This is a genomic window from Thermophagus sp. OGC60D27, assembly GCF_052400625.1.
In the GTDB taxonomy this organism is placed as follows: Bacteria; Bacteroidota; Bacteroidia; order Bacteroidales; family Marinilabiliaceae; genus Thermophagus.
Window position 1 is genome coordinate 18038 of the sequence record NZ_JBQTGH010000003.1, and the last position, 15296, is coordinate 33333.

The following is a 15296-nucleotide window of genomic DNA, read 5'->3' on the forward strand; positions in this document are numbered from 1 at the left end:
AATACTGAAGACGATGACGAAGCCAATAGCCACCGGATGCGAGAACTGTCCGGTTCATCATAAAGAAAACTTAAAACGTTTGGGTATCAACACCTCCACATTTGATTATGTAATTGCACTGGCGGGCAATCCAAACACGGGAAAGAGTACAGTCTTTAATAATGTTACCGGCCTCAGACAGCACACCGGCAATTGGCCGGGAAAAACCGTGAGTCGTGCCGAAGGGGCCTTCTCGTTCAACGATAAGCGTTATAAGGTGGTGGATTTACCCGGCACCTATTCGCTGCTATCCACCAGTACCGATGAAGAAGTGGCCCGCGACTTCATTCTTTTCGGACGTCCTGATGTTACCGTGATAGTAGCCGATGCCACGCGGTTGCAAAGAAACTTAAATCTGACCCTTCAAACCTTAGAAATTACCGACCGGGCAGTCCTATGTGTGAACCTAACAGACGAAGCGGAGCGAAACCACATTCAGATCAATTTCAGAGCTTTATCTCGCGAATTGGGCATTCCGGTAGTGGGAACCGCTGCCCGCAGAAACAAAGGTATGAATGAGCTGCTAACAGCCATCGAGCAGGTGGCTTCCGGTGCTTATGTCTGTAAGCCTTATAAACCCCGAAAACGGCCAGACAAAATCAATCATACCATAAAAGATATTTCCCGGCATCTGCAGGAACTGTTCCCCAAACTTCCCAATTCCGACTGGGTAGCGCTTCGACTTCTGGAAGGCGATCAGAGTATTATTGACGCCGTTAGGTCGGGTAATCTTGGTCTGTTAAACAATACCCCCACCTCATCTCAAAGCAGTACCAACAACCAAGAAGAAAGAGACCAACTGCTTGGAATGGTGAATACGGCACGCTGGAATCTGGGGATTAACTTTCATGATTCCATTGTAGAAGGAATCTATAACGATGCAGCAGAGATAGCGGCAAAGGTGGTTAAGACGGACGACCAAAAGCCGGCATACAGTTTTGACATCAAAATAGACAAAATTGTCACCAGCCGATGGCTTGGATTCCCCATCATGTTACTGCTGCTAGCTCTGGTGTTCTGGATAACCGTGTCGGGAGCCAATTATCCTTCCGAGCTGCTTGCCTCGGTTTTGTTGGATACCTTTCATCCCATACTGAAAGGATGGGGAACCACATTAGGTATGCCTTGGTGGTTAAATGGCGTGTTGATCGACGGCGCTTATCTCTCCATGGCCTGGGTAATCTCAGTAATGCTTCCGCCAATGGCCATATTTTTCCCGCTATATACACTACTTGAAGATCTGGGCTATCTGCCACGAGTGGCATTCAACATGGATAGTCTGTTTCGTAAAGCAGGAGCCCATGGTAAGCAAGCGTTGTCAATGAGTATGGGGTTTGGATGCAATGCGGCCGGCGTTATTGCCACCAGAGTGATCGATAGTCCTCGCGAACGACTAATCGCCATTATCACCAATAATTTTTCGCTGTGCAATGGTCGTTGGCCTACGCAGATATTGATCGCAACCATCTTTATTGGAGGGGCAGTACCTGCTCAATTGGCAGGGTTGGTTTCAGCGGCTGCCGTAGTTGGCATTGCCCTTTTGGGCATTATTCTCAGCCTGGTGGTATCCTGGGGCTTGAGCCAATCAATTTTACGAGGTGAAGCCTCAGCCTTCAGTCTGGAACTCCCTCCCTATCGGCCGCCTCGAGTCCTGCAAATACTTTATACCTCTCTCATCGACAGGACCATATTTGTACTTTGGCGAGCCATTGTATTTGCTTTTCCTGCCGGCATTGTAATCTGGCTGGTAGCCAATATCCATGTGGAAGGAATTAGTATTGCCGAACAATTTATCGACTGGGTTAATCCGGCAGCGCTATTGTTCGGTTTGAACGGCATTATAATTCTAGCCTACATAATAGCCATCCCTGCCAACGAAATTGTGATCCCCACCATTTTGATGTTAACCGTCTTAACACAGAATATGTCAGGTGTCGGTGCAGGAGCGGGCGTGATGTTCGAGCTGGATTCCATGCAAGATACCGCCACACTTCTGCATGCCGGGGGATGGACACTTCTCACAGCTGTTAACCTCATGCTTTTCAGTCTGCTTCACAACCCCTGTTCTACAACCATTTACACCATTTATAAAGAGACGGGAAGTGTAAGATGGACGCTGGTATCCACATTTCTTCCAATAGCCATGGGCCTCATGGTTTGCTTGTTAACCACCTGGATTTGGGGATAAAAAAGATCTAAATCGTTTTTATTGAGCCACAAAATATCTTTAACCAATACATCGTGCTGATAATAAAAAGCCGGGTCGATTACCACAAAGTTTCATAAACCGTTTTCTCAATTATGAAAAAGGCTTTCCCGCAGAATGGGAAAGCCTTTTCGTTGTTACATTAATTATTACAGATCTCCTAATCCCTCTATTTATGCCATAGAGGCCGTCAAGAGGTGAAAGAGATCCACTTATGGAAAAACAATTCCTTTTTGATCATTAACAACAACATGAGGGACGGTACTGCCATAGGTTTCATTGATGGCATCAATAAAGGCATTAGCCACGATTGCTGACCCGCGGCCGGTAAGATGTATTCCATCCAACGAAAAAAGACCACCTGTCACATAATCATTGGTATAGGTAACGCCGTCAACAATTAATCCTTCAAAAGTTTTCAGCAACAACTCATTGGTTTCAACTACAGCCAAACCATACTGCGAAGCACCATCTCTGATAATTTTATTAAAGTCTTCGGTGGCGCCGGATAAGTTGTTCAACTCCAATTCATCCAGTACATATTCTTTGGGTATGGCGACCTGCGTTCCCCAACCTTCGGTGGTTATTTTTTCCCGAGGAAGAGTCATCAGAATCTTCTCGTCTGCTTTTATTTGTCTCCTTCCCAAAGCATGTAAAGGATCCTCAATCACAAAGAAATTAAAACCTTCCGAAAAGGCTATTTCATCTAATCCAAACTGCAACGCCAGAGCATTATAGTCGGCATATGCCGCATTGAGTGCTTCGGCCTGATCTGCACTTAATTCAAGGGCATTGGGGACAATAAGATTAAAGAAGGGGAGCAACTCAATGTCGGGAATAGTGGCTGTCACACCACCGGCCCCTGAACTTGTCATCTGTGCCATTAGGGTATTTATGCTTTGCGAAAAGAAACCAAGAGTGGTAATGTCGTCTGATTCGGTTCCCCCCGCTTCTCCTTCCCCACCGGCCAAAGCATAACTCAACACATCGTTTCCACCTATCCACAAACTAAAAAAAGTGGGATTTTGCATCAAAGCATCGGATAAAGCCGTAGAAGTTCCGGGATTTGAGGCAAACCGGGCATAAAAGGGATTAAAATTGCCTTCACCTAAAGTTGGATCTCCATACTCCGGCACGATCAAATGGAAACTTTTGGCACCGGGAATTCCAAGATTGTGGTAAGGAGCACCACTGTTTATCCAGGTAAAGGGATCTGTCAGCAATTCCGGGTTTCCTTCCGTTGTCTGGGGCGACAAGCCGGACTCCGTTACTTTTAACACCATTTCTCCCTTAAGAGACGATCCCACACTGGTACCGTCGGGAAGCATAGGAATGGAGTAAGCCTCACTGCCTACCTTCATAAGTTGTTGGGCCAGCAAAGAAGAAAAAGCGGACTGCTGGCCGTCGGCTGAAAGGGCTCCGTTGGTATATCCTGCTGTATAAGAATCGCCCAGCGATACAAACACCGAAAAATCGGCGGTCCCTTTTTGAGGCGTAGGAACATCTACATTCTCTTCACACGAAAAGAAAAAAACTGCAAAAAATATTACAATTATTATTCGACTAATCATACTAATAAACTTTTCAATTATTGAAAAAAGGATTTGTGGATGAAACTAGCTTACACCCACCCCCTTCTTTTATTCTCATTTTTAAAAGACCCAGCTCAAACCCACTCCGGGGATCCATGCTGAAGATTCATAAGTTCCGTAAAAATTCAGAGGAGCATAACCATCTTCACGTGTTTGCCCAGCAATATGAAGCAAGGAAGCATCCACCGTAAGCTTGTCATTCAGCGACCACGAAAAACCAACCGATATTCCTGTTTTGTTGGTGCCGGGCGTTTCAGGCGTCAAATAATCTTCAGGTATAGGCGTTTCATCATAATATACCCCGGCTCTCAATTTAAGAAAACTGGTAGCCTCATATTCAGCTCCAAGCCTGTAAATCATGGTATTCGTGAAATTGCGAGGATTATGTGAATCCTGAAGCGCCGCCGTATTTTCCTTAAAATCAAAATTCAAATCCTGATAGTCAGACCACCCTACATGTTGAAGGTCAAAAGCAAAGAGCAACTTATCCGTAGCTTTCAGTCCGATGCCAAAGGTAAGGTTGGATGGCATGGGTAATTCGGCCGAAAAAGTATTGTTCCCGGGGAAGTTACTTGCCATAGATGCAGGGACGAAAAAAGTGGCATCCCCACCATCCACTTTCATTAGTACCTTAGATCGGTAATTTATGCCGGCGGTAAATCGCGGACTTACTTTAAAAAAGATTCCAACATTGTAACCAAAGGCAGTGGTAGTACCATTTAGATTTACGTCACCGTCACCATCTACCAATTGTAAAGGAAGCGCTTTGGCCAGATCCACGCTACCAAAAGCAAAAACGGGTCCACCCCCAACACTAATGTTTGGGGTAATGGCATATGAAATGGTAGGTTGAACATATATAGCCTTCAATGAAATATTCTGAATCAGATAGCGTCCATCCCAATCATCATCCCATTTCAGAGAGTTTCCATAAGGAGAATTGGCCCCAATGCCCACCACAAGCTTTTCATTGAGACGCATCGCTCCATAAAAACTAAATGGTGTTCCCACAGGGTTATCACTTTCAGCCTTATAAACAGATGGTTGTTTCTTTACAAAAGAATTATTGGAAAAAACCCCACTGACCCCTGCAGAAAGAAATATATTGCCTTCCAGAAAGGACAATGCTCCCGGGTTGAAATGAATGGAAGATGGGCCCAAAAGAAGACCTGTTCCGGTATGTCCCATCCCAGTCTGTTTTTGCCCCTGCAAATTTACCTGAAAGCCTTCTGCCATTACCGTCGCACCCAACAGCACAAAGGCTGCAAGTGTTAAAATAAAATGCTTCATAACAATTAATTAATACAAATTTTAAAAAAAGAAAAGCCACGAATGTAGTCAATATCGCTTGATTAGCACACTCAGCCATTTTCGACGATATAAACATTAACGTTCGAAATTCATATATTCAAATAGTCGAATTTTCATACATCTAATTTACAGCTTTTTACAAACACTTCAAACTAAACAATAAAATCGATGGTCGATAATCCATTCATCAAAAGGTCGAATTTTATTACTGCATTTTTTCTTTAATTCGATTTTTTGATGGCTTGAATAGATTAGAGGAATGAGAGTAGATATTATTAAATAAGATAGGTATGATTCTGTTTGAGCCCGGTTAGTATTTAATAATTTATCAAATCAAATTTTACTATTATTTGTTATATTGCAGTTGAATACCCGAAAACCTTTAAGTAAAAACAATCTTTTAAAATTATAGTTGAAAATATTATATAAGTAAACCAAATTAAAGCAACCCAATATGTTTAAGCAGTCGGATATCGAACAATTAAAAGCAAAAGGCATTTCCGAATCTACCATAATTCAACAAATAGAACGCTTTAAAAAGAATTTTCCGCCAGTAAAAGCGGATCGTCCTGCCACCATAAATGATGGCATTATTTCACTCCCATCGCATGTAATTGACCATTATATTAATATTTTTAACCGTGAGAGAGAAGACAACCTTAAACTCATGAAATTTGTTCCGGCTTCAGGTGCCGCCACTCGCATGTTTAAAGATCTCTTCCAATACCTTGATCAACCGGAACCCATCATAAACTTGGCAGACAATCACCCCGTTCGACAGTTTATTGACAACTTGCATGATTTTGCCTTTTTCTCCCGATTGGAAGAGTTATTTCCGAATCATAATCTTAAAAAGCATGAAGTAAGGCGGGAATTAGCCAATGAAATTATTCAAAAAGTATTGCACAAAGAGGGATTAGGCTATGGCTTTTTACCCAAGGGATTGATTCTTTTTCACAAAAACGGCAACCTATCCAATACATCCATGGCCGAGCATCTGTATGAAGGAGCCATGTACTCAAAAGATAAAGATGGCGTAGCCAGGATTCATTTCACCATAAGTCCCGAACATCTGGATTTTTTCAGGGAACAAGTAAAGAAAGACCAATCCATAGCGAAACAAGCAACGAATACCTCATTCGAAATTTCTTTCAGTTTTCAGAAGCCTCATACAGATACCATTGCCGTCACCCCCCAAAACGAACCCTTCAGAGATCGTCATGGTCAGTTACTCTTTCGGCCGGGTGGTCATGGAGCTCTTATCGAAAACTTAAACGATTGTGATGCCGATATAATATTTATAAAAAACATCGATAATGTGGTACCTGCCTCTCTCCTACCGGTAATAGTAAACTATAAACAAGCACTAGGCGGCTTGGCTCTGGAAATCAGGAATAGAGTATTTCAATACCTTCGCCAATTGGAAGAAAAAATTTCTGATGAGCTCATTGTTTCGGCCCGTAAATTCTTAAACGACTTTCTTCACACCGATATTCCACTCCAACAGCAAACCGCTAGTATAGAGGAACAGGCAGCCTACCTTTATCAATATTTTAATCGTCCGATTCGGGTATGTGGAATGGTAAAAAATCAGGGGGAACCGGGTGGTGGCCCCTTCTGGGTCAAGGATGCAAGCGGGCAACAAACCCTTCAGATTGTGGAAGGCTCTCAATTTAACCTCAAAGATCCCGATCAAAAAGAAGTGTTTGAAGCCAGTACCCATTTCAATCCTGTCGATTTGGTTTGTATTACCCAAAATTATAAGGGAGAAAAATTTGATTTGCTTCAATATATAGATCCTGAAACCGGGTTTATTTCTCTGAAACACTTTCAGGGAAAAACCATCAAAGCATTGGAACTACCGGGCTTATGGAACGGTGCTATGGCCCGATGGTTGACCATCTTTGTGGAAGTACCGATCGAAACTTTTAACCCCGTTAAAACGGTAACCGATCTTTTAAGACCGGCGCATCAACAGGAATAGATCATCTGTTATTGGAGAGAGGCCAATATTCATGAATCGCGCCAGTGATGGCCCCCAAAGGGTATAGCCTGATAAACCTTCAAAAACGGGAGGTTACCACGCCAACACTTAAGCCTAATGAGCCAGGAACAGTTAACATCGCAAAAAGGTCATAAACCGGACAAAAATCATTGTCCGGTTTCAATGCGTATATTGCGGTTAGCCATTGGGCCGCAACAGTCCTTCCTTTTTGCTAAAAAAGGAATTAGGCAGATCAAATAAAAGGTGAAGCATTGGCTTTCCATAAAGAATGCGTACTTTTGCAGCAATAAATTTAGTGCTTATGTTTGAATCCTGGTCTGCACATTTCAATGAAGTTAAAGAAGCGGTAGAACGTTTCGAAAAAATGGAGCATAATAAACAGGAATATTTTTTTGATGTACATAGTATCGAAAGCATTTTTGATTTTTATCTGGATCAATTCGACCTTGAAAAAGCGGAACGAATTATTCAGTTGGGCCTTCGACAACATCCCGGTGCTTCCTCTTTAAAAATTAAGGAAGCTATCATATATATAGAGAAAGGGCAGCTATCCAAAGCAACGGCTATTCTCGAACTTTTAATGCATATCGAAAAATCCAATCCTGAAGTTTATTTGAACCTTGGATATGTTTATTTCAGGGAGGGAAATAATCCCAAAGCCATTCATACCTTAAAAGCCGGATTGGAGTTTGCCAATGACGAAAATGACATATTACTGGACACGGTACTGTATCTCAATCAGTTTAATGAACACAATACAACAATAGACATTTTATCAGTCCGTTACCCGAAAATCAGAAATGATGAGAATTTGCTTTTCGAGCTCGCCTATGCGCTGGATAAAATTGGTGAGAATCGAAAGGCCTACGATATATATCAAGAAGTTCTAGATCTCAATCCCTATTCCGAGAACGCATGGTACAATGCGGGCATTTCACTGGTAAAGATTGGAAGATTGAAGGAAGCGGAAGAGGCTTTTGATATGTGTCTGGCAATAAATCCGGAACATTCACAGGCACACTTCAATAAGGGGAACAGTCTGGCGCAGCAAAACAGATATCTGGAAGCGCTGGACAGCTACCTTGATTGCGTTTCCTATGACATTGATCAACCCAAATGTCTTCAATACATTGCTGATTGCTGGAGCAAACTCGGGAATACCACCAAAACAATTGCTTTTTTCGAACTGGCTGTAAAATCAGATTTTGTGGATTTCGACATTTGGGAAAATTATGCCCGATTCTTTCTTGAACAGCAGGATTCCAAAGAATGCCGAAAGATTATAGATCACATCTTAGGCGAAAAAGAATTAATGACGGAAGAAGAACTTGGAACCTTTTACCATCTGATAGCCCAATCTTATGTCTTGGACGAAAAATGGAATCGTTCCAGGAATTTTTTCATTAAAGCAGCACGTCACAACAGTAAAGATTTCCGGCATCAAAGCGCCTTATTTAAGCTGGAGAAAGCGTTAAATCCGGATTTCAACATAGAGATTTTTATTGAGCAGTATACTCAAAAATTCGTAGAGACTGCCTCCTTTCAATATATGTTGGCAGCCTATCATTTGATGATCACAGAGAATTTGGACAACGGAATATATCATTTGGAATTAGCTGTTGTAAATGCACCGGGATATATTGAAGAACTAACAGACCTCTTCCCGGAGATCATCTCCCTGGCACGGAACAATGAACAACTGAGCAGTTTAATTGAACTCAATAATGGGAATTATGAATTTTGATTTACCAAATTTACCCCAACGCCCCGACAAACCCCGTCAATATGGTCTTACCATGATGATGGACAAGGGATTAAGCGTTCGGGAAGCAGAAAATTTTGTAGAAGGAAATGCGCCTTATACTGACCTGGTAAAACTGGGATTTGGTACCAGTCTATTGGTACCCAGCCTGGAAGCCAAACTGAATATCTACCGAGAAGCGGGTCTTCATGCCTACTTTGGCGGCACTCTATTTGAAGCATTCATTATTCGAGGAATGTTTGATGAATTCCGACGATACCTAGATCGTTTCGGGATGGAATATGTTGAGGTAAGCGACGGAACCATCTCCATGAACCATCCGGATAAACTTAAATATATTGAATTGCTTTCCAAAGAGTATATTGTAGTTAGTGAAGTAGGATCCAAAATTGCCGATAAGGTCATTCCTAATCCGGAATGGATTTCTATGATGAAAACAGAATTAGAGGCCGGGGCGTGGAAAGTAATAGCAGAGGCTCGGGAAAGTGGCAACACCGGGATCTACAATAACGATGGTTCTGCCAATCTTCATTTAATTGAAGATATTAGAAGTCATCTGGATGCGGATAACATTTTGTGGGAAGCTCCGAAAAAGCCTCAGCAGGTATGGTTTATCAAACATTTTGGCCATAACGTGAATCTGGGGAATATTGCACCAGGAGAGGTTATTCCTCTTGAAACACTGCGATTAGGTCTTAGAGGTGATACTCTTTTAGACTTTTTGCCCGATGCTGAATAAGACAATTTCACACTTTCTGAAAGGCGTTGCCATGGGAGCAGCTAATGTTATCCCCGGGGTATCCGGAGGTACCATTGCTTTAATAACCGGAATATTTATCCGTCTGATCAATACCATCAAGGCTTTTGACTCGAAAGCGTTAAACATTCTGTTACATGGACAATTTAAGGCGTTTGCCCGTCATACCGATCTGGCCTTTTTATCTGCATTGTTTGCCGGGATAGCAGTTGCAATAATCTCTTTGGCCCGACTATTGGAATTTCTTTTTTTAAATTATCCGACCTATGTTTGGTCCTTCTTTTTCGGACTAGTACTGGCCTCCGTATATTTTGTAGGGAAAACCGTCAAGAATTGGCATTTGGGTGCAATCTTTACTTTTCTTGCAGGTGCGGCAATAGCCGTGACCATATCGGTATTGACCCCTGCTTCTGAAAATAGTTCATTTATCTATTTGATGTTATGCGGGATAGTTGCCATTTGCAGCATGATATTACCGGGCTTGAGCGGATCTTTTGTTCTGGTTTTGATGGGCAACTATCAATTGGTAATGATTGATGCCGTCAACCATTTTGACCTTGGAATACTTATCCCTGTAGCCTTAGGAGCCATTATTGGTCTGCTGCTTTTCAGCCGATTTTTGTCCTGGCTCATCAGTCGATTTCCAGACTCCACCATAGCGTTACTTTCCGGCTTTATTTTAGGGTCTTTAGGCATCTTGTGGCCATGGAAAGATGAAATCACCAGAACTTTTGGTGATAAAACAAAAGTAGTGGGCTATGATTGGTTTCTTCCGGAGGTAAATACCCAATTATTTTTTGCTCTGCTTTTTTTAATTTTAGGAATTTTAAGTATCGCCATTACCGAGATATGGGCCGGGAAAAAAGAAAAAAAGTAATCACATGGAAACCTTTGGACTCATAGGATACCCTTTGGGGCATTCATTTTCGCAACGTTTTTTCACTGAAAAATTTCAGAGAGAGAACATTGATGCCAGATACCTCAACTTTCCTATATCAGATATTCATCAGCTTCCAGACCTGTTAAAAAAGCACCCATATTTGGGGGGCGTAAATGTGACCATTCCTTATAAACAACAGGTCATGGAATACCTTGATGAAATTGACCCGCAAGCCCAAGGAATAGGAGCAGTAAATGTGGTCAAAATTGAATGGAAAAATGCAAAACCTCGACTAAAAGGATATAACACAGATGTTATTGGTTTCATACGATCCATCACTCCTTTGCTTCAACCCACACACAAAAAAGCCTTGATTTTGGGAACCGGAGGAGCCTCAAAAGCAGTAGCCTATGCCCTTCAACAATTGGGACTGCTTTACCGCTTTGTGTCGAGAACACCACAACATCCTGCCCATGTATCATACGAATCGTTAACGAACGAAATCATTCATGAGTATGGGGTTGTTGTCAATACCACACCTGTAGGCATGGCGCCGCACACGGATGCCTACCCTCCTATTCCCTACGATGGGATTACCCCCACGCATCTTGCATTTGATTTGGTTTATAATCCTGAGACCACTCAATTTCTTGAAAAATGCGCTAAAAAAGGGGCTACAATAAAAAACGGACTTGAAATGTTGCATCTTCAGGCCGAAGCAGCCTGGGAAATCTTTAATGGGAAATGAGCAAAAAGAAGAAAAAAATCAGTGGTGGAATGGTATATAGTACCAACCCTGATTTCAATCCGCAAGATTACATTGAAAATGAGGATACAGAAACAATTTCTCCCGACAAGCAGGACTTAAGAGTTAGTTTAGATCGTAAAAACAGAAAGGGAAAATCTGTAACTTTAATTACCGGGTTCATTGGAAGCGACTTGGATCTACAAGAATTAGGAAAAAAATTAAAAGGCATTTGCGGAACAGGTGGTTCTACGAAAAATGGCGAAATCCTTATTCAAGGCGATTTCCGGGACCGCATTATAGATTATCTTCACAAAAACGGATACTCCCGAACAAAAAAATCAGGCGGTTAATTTTTCTTGCAAAAAATAAGCCGGGGCTAATATTCGATACGCCCCGGCTTTCAACATTCATTCCTCCAATATTATTGGTTTTCGGATCCCTGATTTCGCATAGCCAGGATGTCTCGATCCAACAAATAGAGATTATTGTTCTGATCACCTAATAGTTTTAATTTGTCCAATATAGCTGAAACAGAAGCTTCTTCCTCAATTTGCTCATTGACGAACCACTGCAACCAGCTATGGGTGGTAAAATCCTTTTCTTTCAGGCACACATCCACAATGTCATTAATAGATGCCGAAATCATCTGTTCATGTTCATAAACTTTTTCAAACAAAGCTTTAACACTCGAAAAATCAACAGGCGGTTCATCCAATGCGCTAATAATGGCCTGTCCGCCTCTTTCATTGACATACTTTACAATTTTCAACATATGAGTGCGCTCCTCATCGGACTGGGCATACATCCAGTTGGCAATCCCTTCTAACCCGTTGCTTTCCGACCAACTGGCCATAGCAAGGTATAAATTGGATGAGTAACCTTCTTTTTCAATTTGCTCGATCAGTTTCTTTTCAACATTCTTATTCAACATAATTACCTTGTTTTGATGGTTATTCAAGCTTTAAATATAAGAGATAAATAATCTTCTTGCTTGAATCATTGCCATCCCAAAACTAATTTATATCAATTCTTAATAATTCCTAATTAATAGATGACATTTCTCATATCTATTATTCATTCCTAGAATAAATTTTATTAGCTCAATTGCACCCACAAGGGTTCCCTCCTCTTGCCGCATAATTTCATTTACCAAAGATTTAAGAGAATGAAACGAGCATGACAACGTAGAGTTGTCACAACAAGAAAAGGTATAAACTGATGGTCAAGCGAATTCCATCAGACCAATGAATTAACCGAACTTTATGCTGGTGAAAACAAAGCTATTATGAAGCCTATTGACATGTAAGACCATTCAATCACAAACAGATGCTTACCCCCCATTACACAAGCCATACTAAAATTCAAAAGATAGTTAGGATTAAAAAATTTGAACCCAAAAGCATCCGTTTTGTTAACAATAAGAAAAGAACATTAACAATTATCAGGTATGATAAAAAAAATATTAGTGGCCAACCGGGGTGAAATAGCAGTACGAATAATCCGTTCGTGTCGGGAAGCCAACATTGAAAGCGTGGCAATATACTCAGCACCGGACCGAACTTCCATGCATGTTCGTTATGCCGACGAAGCCTATCTGGCAGGCCCGGGCCCATCAGGCCAAAGCTATCTCAATATTCCCAGAATAATAGAGATTGCCAAAAAAAGCGGGGCCGATGCCATCCATCCAGGGTATGGTTTTCTTTCCGAAAATGCAGACTTTGCCCAAAGAGTTCGTGATGCAGGGCTTATCTTTATTGGGCCCGATACGGAAGCAATTAGGATAATGGGTGACAAAATGAAAGCACGTGAATTAATGATTAAAGCGGGCGTTCCCGTTGTACCCGGATCAGGTAAGCTTGACCTATCCAATGAAGCTAAGATAAAGCAAATCGCCGAAGAGATTGGTTATCCGGTTATGATCAAAGCATCGGCAGGAGGTGGAGGAAAGGGAATGCGCCTGGTGTGGAGTCCGGACGAAATAATTCAGGCAGTAACAAGAGCCCAATCCGAGGCGCTGAATGCTTTTGGTGACGATACCATCTATATGGAAAAGTACCTCCAATCTCCGCACCATATAGAAGTACAGATTCTTGGCGATCAACACGGCAATATTGTACATCTTTTTGAAAGAGAATGCTCTGTACAGCGTCGACATCAGAAGGTAGTGGAAGAAACCCCCTCTCCGTTCATTACGGATGAGATTCGAAAAGCCATGACGGAAAGAGCTGTAGCAGCCGCTGCGTCTGTTAACTATACTGGAGCGGGAACGGTGGAATTTCTTGTAGACGCTCATATGAACTTTTATTTTCTGGAAATGAATACCCGATTACAGGTGGAACATCCCATAACTGAACGAACCACCGGTATCGATTTAGTTAAAGCACAAATCAAAATTGCCAATGGAGAGCCTCTGCCCTTTAAACAACAAGACATCCAAAGGACGGGACATGCTATCGAATGCCGTATCTATGCCGAAGATCCGCAAAACAACTTCATGCCGGGAGCAGGAAGGATCCTTCATATAACGGAACCATTAGGTCTTGGAGTTCGTACCGACGGGTACATTTACGAAGGTTATGAAATTACGGTCTTTTACGATCCTTTAATTTCAAAACTTATAGTTTGGGCCCAAAACCGCGAGGAAGCAGTTGCCAGAATGAAAAGAGCGCTCTATGAGTATAAGATTACGGGGGTTAAAACCAATATTCAATTCTTGGAGAGAATAATGAATACCTCCGAATTTATTCAGGGGAAATATGACACCCATTTTATTTCCAACAATGAAGAATACTTGCTGAAAGGGGAACCATGCCATGTGGAATGTGAAGACCTGGCGATGATTATGGCTTATGTGGAACATCAGGCACACTCCGATAAAAGATTACGATTTTCACTCAATCATCACCAAAAATCGAACTGGAAAGAGTACGGTCGCCTCTACAGAATTAACCCTTTTTAAAAACATCTTTTGTTTTGGAGAATGCGTAATTTAACTCATGAAACGAGCATGTCCAACGAAGTTTGACACACCGAGAACATATATAAACTAATGGTCTTGTGAGTTCCATCAGACCAATGGATTAACCAATTTTTATACGGATGAAAATATTAGCTAAAAACGGAAAGCGACAAGAGGAAATCACCGTCTTAAAAAGAGATGGATCCATTCTTATCGTTACGATAGGTGGCAGAGAATATACTCTTGATATTGAAAAAGTTGAGAATGGCGTATATTCGGTTTTGTACAATGGAAAAAGCCACAATATGGAAATCATAAAAAGCGGAGATAAAAGTCACTATGCCGTCAATACCCAATACAAATCGTTTGATATAGAAATAGCGCCTGCAAGTTCAAGCACCAACGGCATTAAAAGAAAGGGAAAGCTAACAGAAAATATTAAGGCACCTATTCCCGGAAAAGTGATTGCAGTTAAAGTATCTCCCGGGGATCCGGTGCAAGAAAATCAGACGCTAGTTGTTCTTTCAGCAATGAAAATGGAAAATGAATTGAAAACGCCCACTGCCGGAATTGTAAAAAAAGTCAATGTAAAAAAAGATGATTTAGTGAAAGAAAACTCTGTTTTGGTGGAAATTAAAGCAGCCGAAGAAAAATAACATATTGGATCATCCGTTGACTACCGAATGACCAGATCTTTTATCAAAGGTTGCCCGATGTGTAGGTTCATTTGATGAATAATTTTATCACGATGCATCATTAATTCATTACGGATAATACTGCTGTTAAGTGATACATAGACCACCCCTTGTTTGAACCATATACTCTTTGTAACTCTTACCACAGAAGGACCTACAGCCACCTTCCAAGCATGCGGAATTCGCGAGGGATATATCCCTTTAGAAATAGATGGCTGCCCCATTATTTCTTTTAGGATATCTTGCAGCGGTTGTATGGATTTTTTTCTTGGATTTTTCCTTTTGTAGTTCATTCTTCTCGGGCTTTAAATTTCTATATGGATGGCCACAAAAAAATTCAAT

General features: G+C 41.5%; 13 protein-coding genes. 9 read left to right on the forward strand and 4 right to left on the reverse strand.

The genetic code is table 11. The features are described 5' to 3' along the window. Positions 1-13: 13 nt before the first annotated feature. A complete protein-coding gene (gene feoB, locus ACT29H_RS04550; protein WP_444820417.1) occupies positions 14-2227 on the forward strand; it encodes a ferrous iron transport protein B in 2214 nt (737 codons plus the stop codon). 230 nt (positions 2228-2457) lie between these two features. On the opposite strand, the gene ACT29H_RS04555 is transcribed toward feoB, so the two are convergent. Further along, the gene (locus tag ACT29H_RS04555; RefSeq protein WP_444820418.1) at positions 2458-3816 is read right to left on the reverse strand and encodes a hypothetical protein; all 1359 of its coding nucleotides are present in this window, start codon (positions 3814-3816) and stop codon (positions 2458-2460) included. Between the two features lie 81 nt (positions 3817-3897). After that, positions 3898-5127: an OmpP1/FadL family transporter gene (locus tag ACT29H_RS04560; protein WP_444820419.1), complete on the reverse strand. Its 1230-nt coding sequence runs from the start codon at positions 5125-5127 to the stop codon at positions 3898-3900. Positions 5128-5602: 475 nt separating this feature from the next. On the opposite strand from ACT29H_RS04560, the gene ACT29H_RS04565 reads away from it, so the two are divergent. The 6 genes from ACT29H_RS04565 (at position 5603) to ACT29H_RS04590 (ending at position 11650) form a co-directional block, all read left to right on the forward strand. Continuing rightward, positions 5603-7132, forward strand: a complete 1530-nt coding sequence (locus tag ACT29H_RS04565) for a DUF4301 family protein (RefSeq protein ID WP_444820420.1) — start codon at positions 5603-5605, stop codon at positions 7130-7132. A 322-nt stretch (positions 7133-7454) separates the two neighbouring features. Then, the gene (locus ACT29H_RS04570; RefSeq protein WP_444820421.1) at positions 7455-8897 is read left to right on the forward strand and encodes a tetratricopeptide repeat protein; all 1443 of its coding nucleotides are present in this window, start codon (positions 7455-7457) and stop codon (positions 8895-8897) included. Further along, a complete protein-coding gene (locus ACT29H_RS04575) occupies positions 8887-9654 on the forward strand; it encodes a phosphosulfolactate synthase (protein ID WP_444820422.1) in 768 nt (255 codons plus the stop codon). Before ACT29H_RS04570 ends, ACT29H_RS04575 begins: the two co-directional genes overlap by 11 nt. Next, positions 9644-10549 carry a DUF368 domain-containing protein gene (locus tag ACT29H_RS04580; RefSeq protein ID WP_444820423.1) on the forward strand — a complete coding sequence of 302 codons (906 nt, stop codon included), beginning with the start codon at positions 9644-9646 and terminating at the stop codon, positions 10547-10549. Before ACT29H_RS04575 ends, ACT29H_RS04580 begins: the two co-directional genes overlap by 11 nt. Positions 10550-10553: 4 nt before the next feature. Continuing rightward, entirely contained in the window at positions 10554-11300 is a 747-nt protein-coding gene (locus ACT29H_RS04585) for a shikimate dehydrogenase family protein (protein ID WP_444820424.1), read from the forward strand. Beyond that, positions 11297-11650, forward strand: a complete 354-nt coding sequence (locus tag ACT29H_RS04590) for a translation initiation factor (protein WP_444820425.1) — start codon at positions 11297-11299, stop codon at positions 11648-11650. The genes ACT29H_RS04585 and ACT29H_RS04590 overlap by 4 nt, the downstream gene beginning before the upstream one ends. A 71-nt stretch (positions 11651-11721) precedes the next feature. Here the strand turns inward: ACT29H_RS04590 and ACT29H_RS04595 are convergent, their stop codons facing one another. Further along, positions 11722-12231 (reverse strand): ferritin, encoded by a 510-nt coding sequence (locus ACT29H_RS04595; RefSeq protein ID WP_444820426.1) that lies wholly within the window; start codon positions 12229-12231, stop codon positions 11722-11724. Positions 12232-12747: 516 nt separating this feature from the next. Between ACT29H_RS04595 and accC the strand changes: the two genes are divergently transcribed. Both accC and ACT29H_RS04605 read left to right on the forward strand, forming a co-directional pair. Further along, positions 12748-14259: an acetyl-CoA carboxylase biotin carboxylase subunit gene (accC, locus tag ACT29H_RS04600; RefSeq protein ID WP_444820427.1), complete on the forward strand. Its 1512-nt coding sequence runs from the start codon at positions 12748-12750 to the stop codon at positions 14257-14259. A 140-nt stretch (positions 14260-14399) separates the two neighbouring features. Next, positions 14400-14915, forward strand: coding sequence for a biotin/lipoyl-containing protein (locus tag ACT29H_RS04605; protein WP_444820428.1), 516 nt, complete (start codon positions 14400-14402; stop codon positions 14913-14915). A gap of 20 nt (positions 14916-14935) precedes the next feature. Here ACT29H_RS04605 and ACT29H_RS04610 read toward each other — a convergent pair whose 3' ends face one another. Beyond that, complete coding sequence (locus ACT29H_RS04610; protein WP_444820429.1) at positions 14936-15247, reverse strand: DUF721 domain-containing protein; 312 nt, start codon at positions 15245-15247, stop codon at positions 14936-14938. Between the last annotated feature and the right edge of the window lie 49 nt (positions 15248-15296).

Excerpts from the sequence above, each read along its gene's own strand:
- feoB (WP_444820417.1), top strand. The coding sequence starts at position 14 with ATGACGAAGCCAATAGCCACCGGATGCGAGAACTGTCCGGTTCATCAT.
- ACT29H_RS04555 (WP_444820418.1), bottom strand. The coding sequence starts at position 3,816 with ATGATTAGTCGAATAATAATTGTAATATTTTTTGCAGTTTTTTTCTTT.
- ACT29H_RS04560 (WP_444820419.1), bottom strand. The coding sequence starts at position 5,127 with ATGAAGCATTTTATTTTAACACTTGCAGCCTTTGTGCTGTTGGGTGCG.
- ACT29H_RS04565 (WP_444820420.1), top strand. The coding sequence starts at position 5,603 with ATGTTTAAGCAGTCGGATATCGAACAATTAAAAGCAAAAGGCATTTCC.
- ACT29H_RS04570 (WP_444820421.1), top strand. The coding sequence starts at position 7,455 with ATGTTTGAATCCTGGTCTGCACATTTCAATGAAGTTAAAGAAGCGGTA.
- ACT29H_RS04575 (WP_444820422.1), top strand. The coding sequence starts at position 8,887 with ATGAATTTTGATTTACCAAATTTACCCCAACGCCCCGACAAACCCCGT.
- ACT29H_RS04580 (WP_444820423.1), top strand. The coding sequence starts at position 9,644 with ATGCTGAATAAGACAATTTCACACTTTCTGAAAGGCGTTGCCATGGGA.
- ACT29H_RS04585 (WP_444820424.1), top strand. The coding sequence starts at position 10,554 with ATGGAAACCTTTGGACTCATAGGATACCCTTTGGGGCATTCATTTTCG.
- ACT29H_RS04590 (WP_444820425.1), top strand. The coding sequence starts at position 11,297 with ATGAGCAAAAAGAAGAAAAAAATCAGTGGTGGAATGGTATATAGTACC.
- ACT29H_RS04595 (WP_444820426.1), bottom strand. The coding sequence starts at position 12,231 with ATGTTGAATAAGAATGTTGAAAAGAAACTGATCGAGCAAATTGAAAAA.
- accC (WP_444820427.1), top strand. The coding sequence starts at position 12,748 with ATGATAAAAAAAATATTAGTGGCCAACCGGGGTGAAATAGCAGTACGA.
- ACT29H_RS04605 (WP_444820428.1), top strand. The coding sequence starts at position 14,400 with ATGAAAATATTAGCTAAAAACGGAAAGCGACAAGAGGAAATCACCGTC.
- ACT29H_RS04610 (WP_444820429.1), bottom strand. The coding sequence starts at position 15,247 with ATGAACTACAAAAGGAAAAATCCAAGAAAAAAATCCATACAACCGCTG.